Source organism: Streptomyces sp. NPDC054834, from assembly GCF_053611185.1.
Window position 1 is genome coordinate 51,723 of record NZ_JBSGZV010000008.1, and the last position, 15,150, is coordinate 66,872.

At 72.4% G+C, this 15,150-nt stretch carries 14 protein-coding genes; 9 read left to right on the top strand and 5 right to left on the bottom strand.

Annotated elements, in window-relative coordinates; genetic code table 11:
* Positions 1-38: 38 nt before the first annotated feature.
* The gene (locus tag ACWGJM_RS13475) at positions 39-2,885 is read left to right on the top strand and encodes a type 2 lanthipeptide synthetase LanM family protein (RefSeq protein ID WP_453411817.1); all 2,847 of its coding nucleotides are present in this window, start codon (positions 39-41) and stop codon (positions 2,883-2,885) included.
* A 132-nt stretch (positions 2,886-3,017) separates the two neighbouring features.
* Positions 3,018-4,379 carry an alpha/beta hydrolase gene (locus ACWGJM_RS13480; protein WP_453411818.1) on the top strand — a complete coding sequence of 454 codons (1,362 nt, stop codon included), beginning with the start codon at positions 3,018-3,020 and terminating at the stop codon, positions 4,377-4,379.
* Positions 4,380-4,419: 40 nt separating this feature from the next.
* On the opposite strand, the gene ACWGJM_RS13485 is transcribed toward ACWGJM_RS13480, so the two are convergent.
* Together ACWGJM_RS13485 and ACWGJM_RS13490 are read right to left on the bottom strand one after the other, a co-directional pair.
* On the bottom strand, positions 4,420-4,632 hold the full coding sequence (locus ACWGJM_RS13485; protein ID WP_453411819.1) for a LysR substrate-binding domain-containing protein: 213 nt from the start codon (positions 4,630-4,632) through the stop codon (positions 4,420-4,422).
* 288 nt (positions 4,633-4,920) lie between these two features.
* The gene (locus ACWGJM_RS13490; RefSeq protein WP_453411820.1) at positions 4,921-5,721 is read right to left on the bottom strand and encodes a CAP domain-containing protein; all 801 of its coding nucleotides are present in this window, start codon (positions 5,719-5,721) and stop codon (positions 4,921-4,923) included.
* A gap of 472 nt (positions 5,722-6,193) precedes the next feature.
* Between ACWGJM_RS13490 and ACWGJM_RS13495 the strand changes: the two genes are divergently transcribed.
* From ACWGJM_RS13495 to ACWGJM_RS13505, 3 genes are all read left to right on the top strand, one after another.
* A complete protein-coding gene (locus ACWGJM_RS13495; RefSeq protein ID WP_453411821.1) occupies positions 6,194-6,652 on the top strand; it encodes an ATP-binding protein in 459 nt (152 codons plus the stop codon).
* Positions 6,649-7,107, top strand: coding sequence for a Fur family transcriptional regulator (locus ACWGJM_RS13500; RefSeq protein ID WP_453411822.1), 459 nt, complete (start codon positions 6,649-6,651; stop codon positions 7,105-7,107). The genes ACWGJM_RS13495 and ACWGJM_RS13500 overlap by 4 nt, the downstream gene beginning before the upstream one ends.
* 145 nt (positions 7,108-7,252) lie before the next feature.
* Complete coding sequence (locus tag ACWGJM_RS13505) at positions 7,253-8,143, top strand: serine hydrolase (RefSeq protein WP_453411823.1); 891 nt, start codon at positions 7,253-7,255, stop codon at positions 8,141-8,143.
* Between the two features lie 13 nt (positions 8,144-8,156).
* Here the strand turns inward: ACWGJM_RS13505 and ACWGJM_RS13510 are convergent, their stop codons facing one another.
* Both ACWGJM_RS13510 and ACWGJM_RS13515 read right to left on the bottom strand, forming a co-directional pair.
* Complete coding sequence (locus tag ACWGJM_RS13510; RefSeq protein ID WP_453411824.1) at positions 8,157-8,933, bottom strand: zf-HC2 domain-containing protein; 777 nt, start codon at positions 8,931-8,933, stop codon at positions 8,157-8,159.
* Positions 8,923-9,510, bottom strand: a complete 588-nt coding sequence (locus tag ACWGJM_RS13515; RefSeq protein ID WP_453411825.1) for an RNA polymerase sigma factor — start codon at positions 9,508-9,510, stop codon at positions 8,923-8,925. Before ACWGJM_RS13515 ends, ACWGJM_RS13510 begins: the two co-directional genes overlap by 11 nt.
* A gap of 180 nt (positions 9,511-9,690) precedes the next feature.
* Between ACWGJM_RS13515 and ACWGJM_RS13520 the strand changes: the two genes are divergently transcribed.
* The 4 genes from ACWGJM_RS13520 to ACWGJM_RS13535 all read left to right on the top strand — a co-directional run bounded on the left by ACWGJM_RS13520 (position 9,691) and on the right by ACWGJM_RS13535 (position 14,037).
* Positions 9,691-10,503 carry a maleylpyruvate isomerase family mycothiol-dependent enzyme gene (locus tag ACWGJM_RS13520; RefSeq protein ID WP_453411826.1) on the top strand — a complete coding sequence of 271 codons (813 nt, stop codon included), beginning with the start codon at positions 9,691-9,693 and terminating at the stop codon, positions 10,501-10,503.
* 123 nt (positions 10,504-10,626) lie between these two features.
* Complete coding sequence (locus ACWGJM_RS13525; protein WP_453411827.1) at positions 10,627-13,344, top strand: SpoIIE family protein phosphatase; 2,718 nt, start codon at positions 10,627-10,629, stop codon at positions 13,342-13,344.
* Between the two features lie 55 nt (positions 13,345-13,399).
* Positions 13,400-13,813 carry a hypothetical protein gene (locus ACWGJM_RS13530; protein ID WP_453411828.1) on the top strand — a complete coding sequence of 138 codons (414 nt, stop codon included), beginning with the start codon at positions 13,400-13,402 and terminating at the stop codon, positions 13,811-13,813.
* Positions 13,810-14,037 carry an ArsR/SmtB family transcription factor gene (locus ACWGJM_RS13535; RefSeq protein ID WP_453411829.1) on the top strand — a complete coding sequence of 76 codons (228 nt, stop codon included), beginning with the start codon at positions 13,810-13,812 and terminating at the stop codon, positions 14,035-14,037. Before ACWGJM_RS13530 ends, ACWGJM_RS13535 begins: the two co-directional genes overlap by 4 nt.
* Positions 14,038-14,050: 13 nt before the next feature.
* Here the strand turns inward: ACWGJM_RS13535 and ACWGJM_RS13540 are convergent, their stop codons facing one another.
* On the bottom strand, positions 14,051-14,887 hold the full coding sequence (locus ACWGJM_RS13540; protein ID WP_453411830.1) for a maleylpyruvate isomerase family mycothiol-dependent enzyme: 837 nt from the start codon (positions 14,885-14,887) through the stop codon (positions 14,051-14,053).
* Positions 14,888-15,150: the final 263 nt, after the last annotated feature.

Genomic DNA, 15,150 nt, shown 5'->3' on the forward strand with positions numbered 1-15,150 from the left:
TTTTCGGGATCGGGTTTTCGGCATCGGGAGGGTGGACGGTGAGCGGATCGGTACCAGTGGAGCCGGGCAGGAGCAACGAGGAGCATTGGTTCTCCCGGCCCGTACGAGCCGTCGCCCGCCCGTGGCGGGAGGAGCTGGCCCGGCGGCTGGCCGCCGTGGACGCCCTGAGCCGGGCGGAACGGGAGGCGGTGCTGGAGGGCGGCCACAGCGCCCTGCTCAGGTCCCTGCACGCCAAACTGTCCCGCCTGTTCCTGATCGAACTGCGCGCGCTGCACATGACAGCGGGCGGCGGGCGGGCCGCCGAAGGCGCGGACGCCGTAGCCGACACGGAGACGTGGGCCGAGTTCATCGAGCAGGCCGCCGAGGAGGGCTACCTCGACCGGCTGGCCGGCCGGTACCCGACCGTGGCCCGGCGGATCGCGTCGGTGGCGCGGCTGTCGGTGGCGGCGACGGCCGGTTTCGCACAGCGCCTCGCCGCGGACCGTGACCTGCTGCGGCCGCTGCTGGACGGACCTGCGGGGCAGCTGCGCGCCGTCGCGTTCGGAGCGGGCGACACCCACCGCGGCGGACTGACGGTGAGCCGGGCCGACTTCGCCGGTGGAAGCGTCATGTACAAGCCCCGGCCGTCCGACACGGATGTGGCCCTGGGCGCGCTGCTGGACGAGCTGTACGCGGACTTCCCCGGCGCCCCGGTGCCGGCCGAGCGCATCCGGGTGCCGCGGACGCTGCCGCGCGAGGGCTACGGCTGGGCCGAGTTCGTCCGCCACCGCCACTGCGCCGACGACGCCGAACTCGCCTCCTTCTACCGCAACATGGGGCACTGGCTGGCCGTGCTCCGCTTCACCGGCGGCACCGACATGCACGCCGAGAACATGGTCGCCGCGGGCCCGGTACCGGTGATCGTGGACGCCGAGACGCTCTTCGACGCCCCCGCGCCCTTCCCGCCCAGCGGCCGGGGCGACGCGGTGGACGTGGCGGCGGCGGCCATCCGCCGCACGGTGCTGCGTACCGGACTGCTGCCCGTGCGCGGCACCGGCTTCGCGCTCGGCGGGGTGGACATCTCCGGGGTCGGGGCGCTGCCCGGCCAGCAGCCGCTGATCCCGAACCCGGTGATCGCGGACGGCGGCACCGCGGCGGCCCGCTTCCAGGTGGACCTGGTGGCGATGCCCCCCACGGACAACCACCCCAGCCCGACCCCGGTACTGAGCTTGTACTGGGACCGGATCCTGGCCGGGTTCCGCGAGATGACCGCGCATCTGCACCGGCCCGGGACCGATCCCCACCAGCTGCTGCGCCGCTTCGAGGGCGCCCGGGCGCGGCGGATCCTGCGGCCGACGCAGGCGTACGTCGACATCGGCCGGATGCTGTGGCACCCGGCGTCGTTGCACGACGAGACGGCCGCCGTCGAGCGGGCCCGGGACATCCTGCGCCGCAACGCCGAGGTGCTGCCCGGCGCGCCGACCGACCGCGCCGCCATCGACGGCGAGATCGCGGACCTGCTGATCGGTGACATACCGATGTTCACCTTCACCGTGGACGCGGCCGCCGTACGGACCACCGTCGAGGACTGGCGCACCGCCGACCTGGCGCTGGAGGAGTCGGTGATCCAGGACGCGCTGGTGGGCGCGTACCTCAACGAGCGTTCGCTGCCCCAGCGGGTGCAGGCCGCCGCCCGCGAACCGCACGCCCGTGACCGGGAGCGGCGGCGCCGCGACCTGGCCGCCCAGATGGTACGGCGGCTGTGCGACGGGGCGGTGCGCGGCGAGGACGGTACGGTCACCTGGATCAGCCCCGTCTTCACTCCTGCCGGGTGGTCCATCAGGGTGCTGCCCGCCGACCTCTACACCGGGCAGGGCGGGGTGGCGCTGACCCTCGCGGAGTACCTGACCGAGGTGCGGGCCGGACGCGCGGACGACGTGCCCGGGGTCGCCGAGACGTTCGAGGGCGCGCTGCGGGTGCTGGTCTCCACCGAGGACCGGACGCCGACGCCGTCGGCCGGGGCGTTCAGCGGTGCCGCCTCCCAGGTGTGGACGTGGCTGGCGCTGCACCGGGTGCTCGGCGAGGACCGGCTGCTGGAACGGGCGGCCGGCAGGGCTCTGTTGCTCGCGGAGGGCGGCCGGCTGGTCGAGGACGACATCGAGGTGGACCTCCTCAACGGGGCGGCCGGCGGCATCGTCCCCCTGCTCGGCCTGGCCGCGGCGACCGGACACGACCGGTGGCTCGGCGCCGCCGCGCACATCGGCCGCCGGCTCACCGGGCTGGCCACCGTCGACGCGAGCGGCGCCCGCTGGACGACCCGGCTCAACCCCGAGGGAATCGGCGGCTTCGCCCACGGCGCCACCGGCATCGGCTGGTCGCTGACCCGGCTCGCCCTCGGCGACGCGGGCTCCCCGGCCGAACGGCGCGACTGGACGCATCTCGCCGAGCGGGCCTTCGCCTACCAGGAGTCCCTCTACCAACCCGAGCACGGCAACTGGCTCGACGTCCGCATCGGCGCCGAGGAGGACTTCTTCACCAGCTGGTGCCACGGCAGCGCGGGCGTGGGCATCGGCATGCTCGACCTCCACCGGCGCACCGGCGATCCCGCCCACCTCGACATGGCCCACCGCGCCGCACGCGCCTGCGCCGCCGAGGGCTTCGGCTGGAGCCACACCCTGTGCCACGGCGACCTCGGACTCTGGGAGTTCCTCACGTCCATGGACGTCGGTGACCCGTCGGCGCTCGACGCCGAGATCCTCACCGGCCTCGAACAACGCGGTCCCGTCGGCGGCCTCGCCCGCGAAGCGTTCTCGCCGAGCCTCATGTCCGGCCTCGCGGGAGTCCTCCACACCCTTCTGCGCATGCATCCAGGAGCCACGCTGCCCAATCCGCTCCTCCTCGACTGACCAATACTGTGCACTAGATTGACGGCCGTAACAAAACTGCCCTAGATTTCCGTGACGTTCAGTGCACTGAGCATCTGCCACTGGGCATCGGTACGACACGCTCCCGCCCCCACTCCCACAGGAGCCGCCGTCATGCGCACCCGCCTGCGTCTCTCCCTCGTCGCCCTCGCCACGGCCGCGGTCACCGCCCTCACAGCCGGCTCCGCCCCGGCAACCGTGCAGGCCCGGACCGCGAACTCCGGTCACCTCACCGGCACCCTCGCCGACGGAGCCGCCTGGATCGCGGACGTTCCCGCAGACTGGAACGGCACCCTGCTGCTGTTCAGCCACGGTTTCGGCCAACTCGTCGCCCGCGACGCGCCCACCGACGCCGTACGCGACGAACTCCTCGCCCAGGGATACGCGCTGGCCGGCTCCTCCTACGACCCGAACGGTTCGATGTGGGCCCTGGCGAGCGCGGAACGCGACCAGTTCGCCACCCTCGACGCGGTCACCGCGCGGATCGGCACACCGAGCCGCACCCTCTCCGTCGGCACCTCCATGGGCGGGCTGGTCAACGCCCGGATCGCCCGCGACGGCGCCGGTCGCGTCGACGGCGCGCTGGGCCTGTGCGGGCTGGTGGCCGGCGGCACCGACCTGGACAACTACCAACTCGACGCCGAATACACCCTCGCCCGGCTGCTCCTGCCCGAACAGGACGTCGAGCTCGTCCGGTTCGGCTCCGCCGACGAGGCCGCCGCCACCGCCCAGAAGCTCACCGCGGCCGTCACCGCCGCACAGGCCACACCGCGGGGCCGCGCCCGCATCGCGCTGGCCGCCGCCTTCCTCAACCTGCCGGCGTGGGCCCCGGGCCGGACCGCCCCCGCGCCCACCGACTGGGCGGGCCAGCAGGAGCAGCAGTACGCCTGGTTCGCGAGCGGCATACTGTCCTTCGTCGAGGGCGGCCGGTACGCGGTCGAGCAGGCCGTCGGCGGCGACAACTCCTGGAACCGGGGCGTCGACTACGCCCGCCTCCTCGCCGGATCCGTCCACGCCCCGCAGGTCCGCGCCCTGTACCGGGCGGCCGGACTCGACCTGCGCGCCGACCTGAAGGCGCTCACCTCGGGCGCCCGCATCACCGCCGACCCGGCCGCCGTCCGCACCGCCGAGCGCACCTCCTCCGCGGGGCAGGGACTCGCCGTACCCCTGCTGGACGTTCACACCACCGCCGACAACCTCGTCCCGGTCGAGCAGGAGCGCCGGTTCGCCGACCGCGTCCACGCGGCCGGCCGGGCCGCGCTGCTGCGCCAGGCCTATGTCGAGCGCCAGGGCCACTGCACCTTCACCACCGCCGAGACGGTCGCCGCCCTCCACGCCCTCGAACACCGCGTCACCTCGGGCAGTTGGGACGCCGCCACCCCGGCCGCCCTGCAACGGTCGGCCACCGCGCTCGGCCTGGACGGAGCGGCCTACGTCGCCTACCGTCCGGCAGCCCTGACGGTCGGCCGGCGTTGATGACGACCGTGATGAAATGGCGCTTCGCTCACGGGAGTGGCTACCAGTCGCGGGCGGCACGCCGCAGGGTGTCGCGGACCCGGACGACGGCGGGGTCGCTCTCGGTGCCGGGCCGCTGGACGAGGAACAGGGTGTTCAGCGGGGATTCCTCCGGATCGTGGAGGAGGGCGAGGCGTCCGGTGTCCAGGTACTCCTGGCAGAGCGAGCGGGGCAGCACGCTGAAGCCGCCGCCCGCGTCGACCGCGGACAGCACCGCGTACGGGTTGGGTACGGTGACCGCGGCGCACGCGGTGAGCTGCGACCGCGAAGCAGGACGTCGAGCCGGAGGAGCGGCTCGACGTGCTGCACGCCTGGCTCGTGGAGGACGTGCCTGGCGGCCGGGTGCGCATCCTCACCCAGGAGACGCAGATCGGTCAGCCGGCCGCCGAGCTGGCGAAGCAGACCCCGACCCCGATGGTCAACGGCCACCAGGCCTGGCTCGACGTCCTGGTCCGCGCAGCCGCCGGCACGCTCGGCGCCCGACCGTCACCGGGTCCCAGCCCTACCGGGACGTGCCGAAGTCCTGGGTCCAGTAGGAGTTGGGCTGTGCGAGACCCACGCCGATCTCCTTGAAGGAACAGTTGAGGATGTTCGCCCGGTGGCCGGGGCTGGACATCCAGCCCGCCATGACCTGCTCGGGAGTGGCGTAGCCGTAGGCGACGTTCTCGCCGTAGGCGCTCCAGCTGTAGCCGGCCCTGGTGATCCGGTCGCCCGGGGACGATCCGTCGGACCCGGTGTGCGACATGTTCTGGTGGGCCGCCATGTCCGCGCTGTGTGCCTGGGCGGCCTTGGCCAGGGTCGCGTTCGAGGTGAGGGCCGAGCACCCCACCTTGGCGCGCTCCGCGTTGACCAGCTGGATGACGCGGGCGGCGGCCCCGGAGGCCGTGGCCGCCGGCTTCGGGGTGCTCGGCGCCGTGGGGGTCTTGGCGGTGGGCGCGGTGGCCTTGGGGGCGGGGGCGGTGGTCTTCGGAGTGCGGGGAGAAGCGCTGGTCCGGTGCTTCGGCGCGGTGGTCCGCGGAGCGCTCGGGGAGGCGGTCGGGGCCTTCGACGCCGGTGAAGCGGTGGGAGCGCTGTCCGTGGCGCCGTCCCAGTGGTGCTTCCAGTGGCGGTACCAGTGGAGGTCCCGGTCGGTGTTGCTCTGCCACGCCGCGGCCGTGTTCGTCGCGGTGCTCTGGAGCTGATCTCCGTCGGCGGCTCCCCAGTCGCCACACGCCACGGCGACGGACGGCACGCCCACGGCTCCCACGGCGGCGGCGGCGATGACTATCCGCCGGTAATGCTGGATCTTGCGGTGCTTTCCCATGCGTGACCTGCCCTGAACTGCGACGATGTCCTGCTGGTCGTCATTCTTGGGACGCCCTCACAGAGAGCGCAAAGGGCCCTTGGTACTACTCGGCTTCGTAGACTTCCGCGGCCCTTGCCAGGGGAGTGGGGGCGTGCTGCTCGCACTGCCGTGGCCGACGGGCAGGCCCTGATACCCCGTCAGCAGCCTTTGAGCATCGCGAACGGGCGAGAACTCCTGAACGGGCGGAATGCCTTCAAGTCGAACGTGCGGCGTGTCCGCACCAAGACGGACAAGTCTCTTATGTCGCCGGAGCGACCTCTACTAAGCGGGACGGCGAGGTCGTGGACTGGGCGTGACAGATGTCACGGAACCGCCGGTTCCGGATGTGTGCGGATCCAGAAAGATGACGGTATCCACTGACTTGACCGACTCCAGAAAAGGCGTACGGTTTCAAGGGAGATTGCACCCGTCCTGCGAAGGCACGCCCCCCATGGACCGCACAGTCCCCCGCGAACCCCACCAGAGCATGGCGCCCGGTGCACCCCTGGCCCGGAGCGGCCTGGAATCGTTCGTCGGCGGACCCTGGACCCTGCCGTGGTCGCCGACCGCGTGCGCCCGGGCGAGGGCCGCCATCCGCGACGTACTGTCCCAATGGGATCTCACGGACCTCGTCCCGACCGCCGAGCTGCTGGTCAGCGAGCTGGTGGGCAATGCCCTGCGGCATGCCGACGGGCCGGTAACCCTCACCCTCGAGCGGGTGTCCGATGTGCGCTGTCTGGTGAGCGATGGCTCCTCGGCGCCTCCCCGTCCGCGCGACGCGGACCTCGAGGACGAGACCGGCCGCGGACTCGCGCTGGTCGATGCGCTGGCCGCGCGGTGGGGCTGGACATACGGGCCCGTGGGCAAGAGTGTGTGGTTCGAGCTCTCCGCGGACCTGGCGGCGGCATGACGACCCCGTCCACCGCCGACGAGCCCATGGCGCTGGCCGCCGCGCGGCTGCGCACGGCGGGCATGCGGGTGACCGCCCCGCGCATGGCCATGCTGACCGCCGTCCACGAGTCGCCCGACCACCTCGACGCCGACGCCCTGCGTGAACGTGCCCAGCGGATCACCGGCCGCCTGTCGCTACAGGCCACCTACAACGTGCTGCGCGCGCTCACGGACGCCGGTCTGGTCCGGTGCACTCAGATCCCGGGTCACCCGGCCCGTTACGAGACCGAGCGCCACGACAATCACCACCACTTCGTGTGCCGCGCCTGCGGAACCATCCGTGACGTGGAATGCACGGTGGGTGCGGCTCCCTGTATGGAGCCGCGGCTGCCGGACGAGTACGACACCCAGGAGGCCGCGGTGACGTTCTGGGGCCTGTGCCCCGACTGCCGGGCCGAGGCCCCGACCCCCTGATCGACACCCCTCGGCCGAGCTGTGAAACCCTTCACACTTCGCTGAAGAACAGGCTTTTCGTGGCGACGGTCACGTCGCGCGGCAGGCAATTTGTTTAGGTTCGCGGGACTGTGCCGCTGTTCCGCGAACTGCCGAGGTCCTGCTGATGCCGTACCGACCCTGCCTCCTGCCGCATAGGCGTGCCGCGATGTGGGCCGGCGTCGTCGCGACCTCGGTGGCGGGGTTGCTGGCGGCCGGGACGGTGGACCCGCCACCGGCAGCGGCGGCCGCGCGGTCCGACGCCGCCACCACGCGGTCGGACCCGGCGACGGCCGCGTTCCTCGAGCGGGTGCGGCCGCAGGGGAAGGAACAGGTGACGGCCGCGGCACTCGACCTCGACGACACCGGCCGCACGCCCGCGGTGTACGGCGACGACATCCCTTACGACACCGCCAGCATCGTGAAGGTCGACATCCTGGCCACGGCGCTGCTCCAGGCCCAGGACGCCGGCCGGAGCCTCACCGCGCAGGACCGCGCCCGGGCGGAAGTGATGATCGAGCGCAGCGACAACGACGCGGCGAACGCGCTGTGGCGGCGCATCGGACTGGCGTCCGGTCTGGACGCCGCGAACAAGCGGCTGGGGCTGACCTCGACGAAGGGCGGTTCCGGCGCCGAGTGGGGGCTGACCCGGACGACGGCGAGCGACCAGATACGGCTGCTGCGCGACGTCTTCGGCGCGGGCTCCGGCAGAGGCGGCGCCTCCCCTGCGCTCGACCAGGCTTCCCGCACCTACATCCGCACGCTGATGGCTCGTATCGCCGCCGAGCAGGCCTGGGGCGTCTCGGCGGCCGCCGACTCCGGCTGGGCGCTGAAGAACGGCTGGCTACAGCGCACCGCCACCAAGCTGTGGGACGTCAACAGCGTCGGGGAGATCACCGCGGACGGGCACCACTACCTCGTCGCGGTCCTCTCCCACGGGAGCACGACGATGGGGGACGGCGTCTCCCTGGTGGAACGCGCGGCCCGGGCGGCCGTCTCCTCGGCGGCCGCCCACTAGTTCGCGTCGCGTACTACGTCAACCACGCCGGGGCGGCCAGGTCGGACGCCCCCAGGTGGGCTGTGGCGAGCAGGGTTCCGTCGGATGTCGTCACCCGCGCGCCGGTGAGTGCCTTGGGATCGACGGAGGCGGGGCTGCCCCAGGAGCCCTTTCCCCCGCGCAGCGTCAAGGCGCCGACGGGAACCGTGCTGCCGTCGCTGTGGACCAGCAGGCAGAAGACCTTGCCGCTGTAGGGCTTCCCGGCGCCGGCGAGATCGATGGTCATGTAGACCCAGCCGTGCGGATCGGCGTGCGCATAGACCTCACCGACCGGTTTCCGGCCGGCGGCGGCCGAGCTGAGGTCTCCGGACAGCATCTCCGTGCCGCTGCCGGGGGAGGTGGCGGACGGGCCGGCCGTGACGTCCTCGATCGCCGTACCGACCGCCCAGCCTCCGAACCCTGTGGCGACGAGGAGCGCGGCCGCGGCGGAGGCGATCCGCAGCCGTACCCGGCCGCGCCGGCGCTGGGGTGGCACGGAGGCCTCACGGGTGTGCGGACGCCCTTCATGGACCTGCGCCCCGTGCGTCAGAGCCTGCGCCGCCCTGGTCTCGAACCCGACCGGCGGCTCATTGCCGGGCAGCAGCCCGATCAGCCCGTCGCCGACGAGGGTCAACTGCCCGATGTACTCCCGGCACTCCGCGCACTCGTCCAGATGAGCGACCGCACCGGCCCGTTCCCGGCCGGGCAGCACGCCGAGCGCCAGCTCGGCGCCGATCTCCCGCAGCTTCTCGCAGGTCACGTCACTCGACATGGTCGCCTCGCTTCGGCGCCGCGAGCGTGGTCCGCAGCTTGCCCATCGCCGCCCTGATGCGCGTCTTGGCGGTGCCCAGCGGGATCTTCTCCGAGTCGGCGACCTGCTGGGCGGTCATGCCGTAGATGCCCGCCATCACCAGGGCGCGCCCCTGTTCGGGCGGCAGCTCCGCCACGGCGGCCCGCAACCGGGAGGACGCCTCGTCGGCCAGCGCGTGCCGCTCGGGTGTCTCGCTGACGACACCGAGGACCGCCTCGAGGTCCTCGGGCGCCACCGGCTCCGGCTGCCGCGAGCGTACGGCGTCGATGGCCAGATTGTGGGCGATGGCCGTCAGCCAGGTCCGCACCGAACCGCGACGCGCGTCGTAGATCTGCGCATGGCGCCATGCCCGCTCGAACGTCTGCTGGGCGACGTCCTCGGCGAGCTGCGGATCCCCGACGACGGCGACGGCGACACCGAAGACCGTGTGCTGGAACCGGCGCACGAACGTGACGGCGAGCTCCGGATCGCCGGTGGCCAGCCCGGACAGCAGAGCCTCGTCCGGGAGGCGGCCCGCGGGGAACCGAAATCTCGACACATCAGTATGTACGGTCCATCCGAGCCTCGGGATTGCCCGGCGGTCACGGAAACGGAAGGGCATATTCCGATTCTCTCTCCGTCGGGCCCGCGCGTACCCGGCGGACTTGCCCTGGAGTGCACTCCAGCCGCCACACTGATCACGACGGATTTCGTGGCGTGGACAGAAGGGCGGCAGCACATGGAGACGACAGGCCGGGCGGGGCACCCGCTGCCGTACGACATCTATCGGCAGGCGATCGAGCGGGAGACGCTGCGTTTCGCCGAGGTGGCGGGGAGCGCGGACCCCGCGACCGCCGTGCCCTCCTGCCCCGACTGGACGCTGGCCGAACTCTCCCGGCACGTGGGATCGCTTCAGCGCTGGTTCTCCGCGCTGCTGACCCGGCTGGTGCAGGAGCCCCCGCGCAGCCGGGACGTGGAGCTGGGGCTGCCGGAGCGTGCGCAGGAGTATGCCGAGTGGGTGGCGGCGGGCGTACCCCGAGTGGCGGCCGTACTGCGGGCCACGGATCCCCAGGCGGCCATGTGGGCGTGGGGCGAGGACCAGCATGCCCGGTTCTGGGCCCGGCGGATGCTGTTCGAGACGCTGGTGCACCGGGTGGACGCCGAGCGTGCCGTCGGCCGTGACCCGGACATCGACCCCGTCCTGGCGGCGGACGGGGTGGACGAGTTCCTCGCCAACCTGCCCTACGCGGGCCTCTTCGCCCCCGACGTCGCGAAAGTGCGCGGCGACGGCGAGATCATCGCCTTCCGATGCACGGATTCCGTCGGCGGCGCCGGCGAGGAGTGGCGGGTGCGGCTGGATCCGGACGGATTCCGCCTGCTGCCGCGAGCGGCCGACGGCACCACGGAATCCGAGCCGCACGTGGCGGTGGGCGGGCCGGGTGCCGACCTCCTGTTGCTGCTCTACGGGCGCCGGTCGTACCAGGAGGTGGCCTTCGAGGTGTCGGGAGAGGCCGCGGCACTCGATTCATGGTTCGCGCACACGGCCTTCTGACCCGACCCGTGGGCAGAGGCCTACCGTGACCGGTGTGACTCATGGGACAGCAGTGGGAGCGGTGACCGCCGCTCTCTGGACAGGGTGGTGACGATTCGGGGCAAGCAGTGCTAGAAAGGCCGAATGCAAGACCGATTTGCCCGGCTTAGGCGAATATCGCTGCGACCGCTGTCGGGGAAGAGTCCGCGGAGCGTCGCCGGGCAGGTGTTCATCCTGCAAGTGGCACTGGTGGTGCTGCTCGTGGTCTTCGCCGTCTTCTCCCTTTTCCTTCAGTCGCGGCGAGACACCAACGCCGAAGCCAAACGCCGTTCCATAGCCGTCGCGCAGACCTTCGCCCACTCCCCGGGCGTCCTGACCGCGCTGCGCACCCCCGCCCCGTCGAAGGTGCTCCAGCCGCTGACGGAGGCGGGACGCAAGTCCGCGGGCGTCGACTTCATCGTCGTCATGGACACCCACGGCATCCGCTACACCCACCCCATCCCGAGCCGGATCGGAAAGCGGTTCGTGGGCACCATCGGGCCGTCCCTGGCCGGGAAGGTCTACACGGAAAGCGTCCACGGCCCACTGGGACGGGAGGTGCAGGCCACCGTTCCCATCAACGACCCCCACGGCAAGGTGGTGGCCCTCGTCTCCGCGGGGCTGAAGGTCAAGAACGTCACCAGCCAGGTGGACCGGCAGATACCGATCATCCTCACCGCCGGCGGAGGCGCGCTCGCAGCGGCGACGTGCGTGACGGCGCTGGTGGGCAGACGGCTGCGCCGCCAGACCCACAGCCTGGCCCCGGGCGAGATGACCCGCATGTACGAGCACCACGACGCGGTGCTGCACTCCGTGCGCGAAGGCGTGCTCATCATCGATGACGACGGGGTGCTGCTGCTGGCGAACGACGAGGCCAGGCGGCTCCTGGCACTGCCCGCGGACGCCGAGGGCAGGCGGGTGGCCGAGCTGGCGAGCCTGGAACCCGAAATGGCCCAGCTCCTCACCTCCGGCCGCGAGGCCACCGACGAGGTCCACTTCGCCGGGCCCCGGCTGCTGGCGGTCAACCAGCGGCCCACGGACCGCTGCGGAGGCCCCAAGGGAACCGTGGTCACACTGCGCGACTCCACCGAACTCCAGGCCGTGTCCGGCAGAGCCCAGGTCGCCCGCGACCGGCTCAAGCTGCTGTACGACGCCGGACTGGGCATCGGCACCACCCTCGACGTGGCCCGGACGGCCGACGAACTCGCCCGGGTCGCCGTCCCGCGCTTCGCCGACTACGTCACCGTGGACCTGGCCGATGCCGTGCTGCACGGCGAGGAACCCGCCAGCACGGCGACCGGCATGCGACGTATCGCCGTGAGCGGCATCCGGGACGACCACCCGCTCTACGAGAAGGACCGGCTGATCGACTTCCTGCCCTCCACACCCCAGGCCCGCGGCTACGACACCGGCCGTTCCGAACTGGTCACCGACCTGTCCACCGCCACCGGCTGGCGCGCGCAGGACCCGGAGCGCTCCGAGGACATCGTGGAATTCGGCATCCACTCCCTCATCACGGCCCCCATCCAGGCCCGCGGCACCGTGCTGGGCCTGGCCAATTTCTGGCGGTCCAAGGAGCACGGTCCCTTCGACGAGGAGGAGCTGTCGCTCGCGGAGGAGCTGGTCGCCCGTGCCGCCATCAGCATCGACAACGGCCGCCGCTACTCCCGTGAGCACGCCCTGGCCGTCACCCTCCAGCGCAGCCTGCTGCCGCGGGCCCTGCCCGAGCAGAGCGCCCTCGACGTCGGCTACCGCTACCTCCCCGCCCAGTCGGGAGTGAGCGGCGACTGGTTCGACGTGATCCCCCTGCCCGGCAGCCGGGTGGCCCTGGTGGTCGGTGACGTGGTCGGTCACGGCCTGCACGCCGCCGCCACGATGGGACGACTGCGCACCGCGGTGCACAACTTCACCACGCTCGACCTGCCGCCCGACGAACTGCTGGGCCATCTGGACGACCTCGTCGGCCGTATCGACCAGAACGAGACCTGCCCCGAGACTCCCGCGGCCGTCGTGGGCGCCACCTGCCTGTACGCGATCTACGACCCGGTGACGCGCCGCTGCGCCATGGCGCGAGCCGGGCACCTGGCACCCGCGCTGGTCCTCCCGGACGGCAGCGCCACCTTCCCCGACCTGCCTGCCGGACCGCCGCTCGGCCTGGGCGGCATGCCGTTCCAGACGGCGGAGTTCGACCTCCCCGAGGGCTCCGAGCTCGTGCTCTACACCGACGGCCTCGTCGAGGACCGCGCGCGCGACCTGGACGTGGGCATGGAACTGCTGCGCGAGGCTCTGGAAGGCCACCCCGACCGGCCGCCGGACGAGAGCTGCCAGGCCGTGCTGGACGAGCTGCTGCCCGGCCGGCCCCAGGACGACGTCGCGCTCCTCATCGCCCGCACCCGGGCGCTGCCGCCCGACCGGATCGCCGACTGGGACGTACCGCCCGATCCGGCCGCCGTGGCCAAGGTACGCCTCGCGGCCGCCGACAAACTCGACGAGTGGGGCCTGACCGAGCTCGCCTTCGGTATGGAGCTCGTCCTGAGCGAGCTCGTCACCAACGCCATCCGCTACGGCGGCGAGCCCATCCACGTCCGGCTGATCCACGACCGCACCCTCACCTGCGAGGTGGCCGACGCCAGCAGCACCTCGCCGCATCTGCGGTACGCCGCGACGACCGACGAAGGCGGCCGGGGCCTCTTCCTGGTCTCGCAGCTCACCGAACGCTGGGGCACCCGGTACACCCCCCAGGGCAAGGTGATCTGGGCGGAACAGGCACTGCCGAAGACCGAGGGCGGCGGCGGGCCGTGGGGTGCGGACCGGACACAGTGACCGCACAGCTCGAAGGCTCGCCCGGGTCAGGGGAGTCCGCCCTTGGGCACCCCGTGTGGCCGAGACCGGGAACCGTGCCGACCTGGTCCGGGCGCTGCGCGGCTGTCACGACGCCGTCATCGCTCCCTACGGGGACCGTATCCAGGCCCGCATCGACATCCAGCGAGCCGTGCGTGCCCGCGCTTTCCTCGACGGCGGCGTCGAAGGCCTCCTGCGCACCCTGGGCCCGGTATGCGCGGCAGTCGCCCGTCCCGTCCTCTCGGTGGAGTACTGCGACGACCGGGACCTGTGTCTCCAGGGCCGCGCCCTGACCCTGGTGCCGTCCTGCTTCTGCTGGAACCGCCCGATCTCGCTGGCCGATCCCGACCTGCCTCCGGTGCTGGTCCGCCCCCTTCCACCGCCTTCCACCGCCTTCCACCGCCGCCACCGCACGACGAACCCTCCGCCGGCCGGCCCGCGGCACCGGTGACGGCGCTCCTCGGCCGCACCCGCGCCGCCGTCCTGCGGGTCACCGCCGACGGAGCGGCCACCACCGGTGAGCTCGCCCGGGCCGTCGGTGTCTCCGCCGCCACCGTCACCCACCACACCACAGCGCTGTGCGACGCGGGCCTGCTCACCAGCCGACGGCACGCCGTCGGTGTACTCCACGTCCTGACTCCCCTCGGCGCGGCCCTGCTGCGCGGCGGCGCCTGACTGGCGGTGCGCGTCAGGGCGCGGTGAACAGGGTCGGGAAGCGCGGCGCGAGCCATGGTCTGCGCCCCCAGGCGACGACCTGTCCCCGCGCGATGGCCCGCCACGGGTTGCGGCGGCCCAACGCGATCAGGAGGAAGGTGACGGGCTCGAGCAGGATGGTGCAGTCCGGACGGTCCGGTGGCCCCGGTGTCACGTTCACGGTGCCGTCGGCCAGGACGACACCGAACGCCGCGGCACTCCGTAGCCGGATGGTGTACCGGGCCGTGAGACCGGCGGTGGCCGCGGGGTCGGCGACGCGCGGCATGACCGAGAGCATGAACGGCATACAGAGCATCACCCGGTCGTGGTCGAGCATGTGCGGGCGGTTCAACGCCCGGGCGAGGTCGTAACCGTGGCCCAGCATGTGCGTCAGCAGGTATGACCCGAGTATCGCCCGGTCCATGGGGCCGAGCGGGGTGACCAGCGTGGGGTTCTCGGCCGCCGTGTGGGACGCGGCCTGTTCCACGGCGTCCAGGAACAGGCCGGCCTCCTCGGTGATCATCGTCGCGAGCGGCTCCGCCCGGCGCTCCCCGAATCCCTCCAGCGCCTGCGCGTTGGCCGCGGCCAGACTCCCGGGTGTGCCGTCGCCGTACGGGCGCTCCCGTCCGGACACGAGATCGGCCATCAGTTCGTTGGCCAGCGCCAGATGGGCGGCCGCCTCGCCGACCGTCCACCGCAATCCGGGTACGGGAGCCGATGTGTCGGGCACCGCGCGCAGAAGAGCGGCGATGTCACCGGCGGTCTCGCGGATCGCCTGCCCGAGCCCTTCGGGCAAGGGCCCTCTCACGTCCTGCCGAGCCGTCGTACGCACACCGCGCCCCTTCCGTCCGGCGCGTCCCTCGCGCACGTGGTCCGCCGCACCCAACCAGACCCCGGGCAGGCGCGACAAGCCCTCACCGGCGCCGGACCGCCATGGGTCCACGCCCGGACTCCGGCCATTCGGGTGATGTGCTTACCAGGTCGAACGGTGCGGTGAGCAAGGGCGGACTGGCTCTTTTCCCGCTCGTCGCGTTCCCGGCGATCCGTTCGGAGTGGCAGCCCGACGCGGGCCGACCCAAACTGAGATCCACGGTT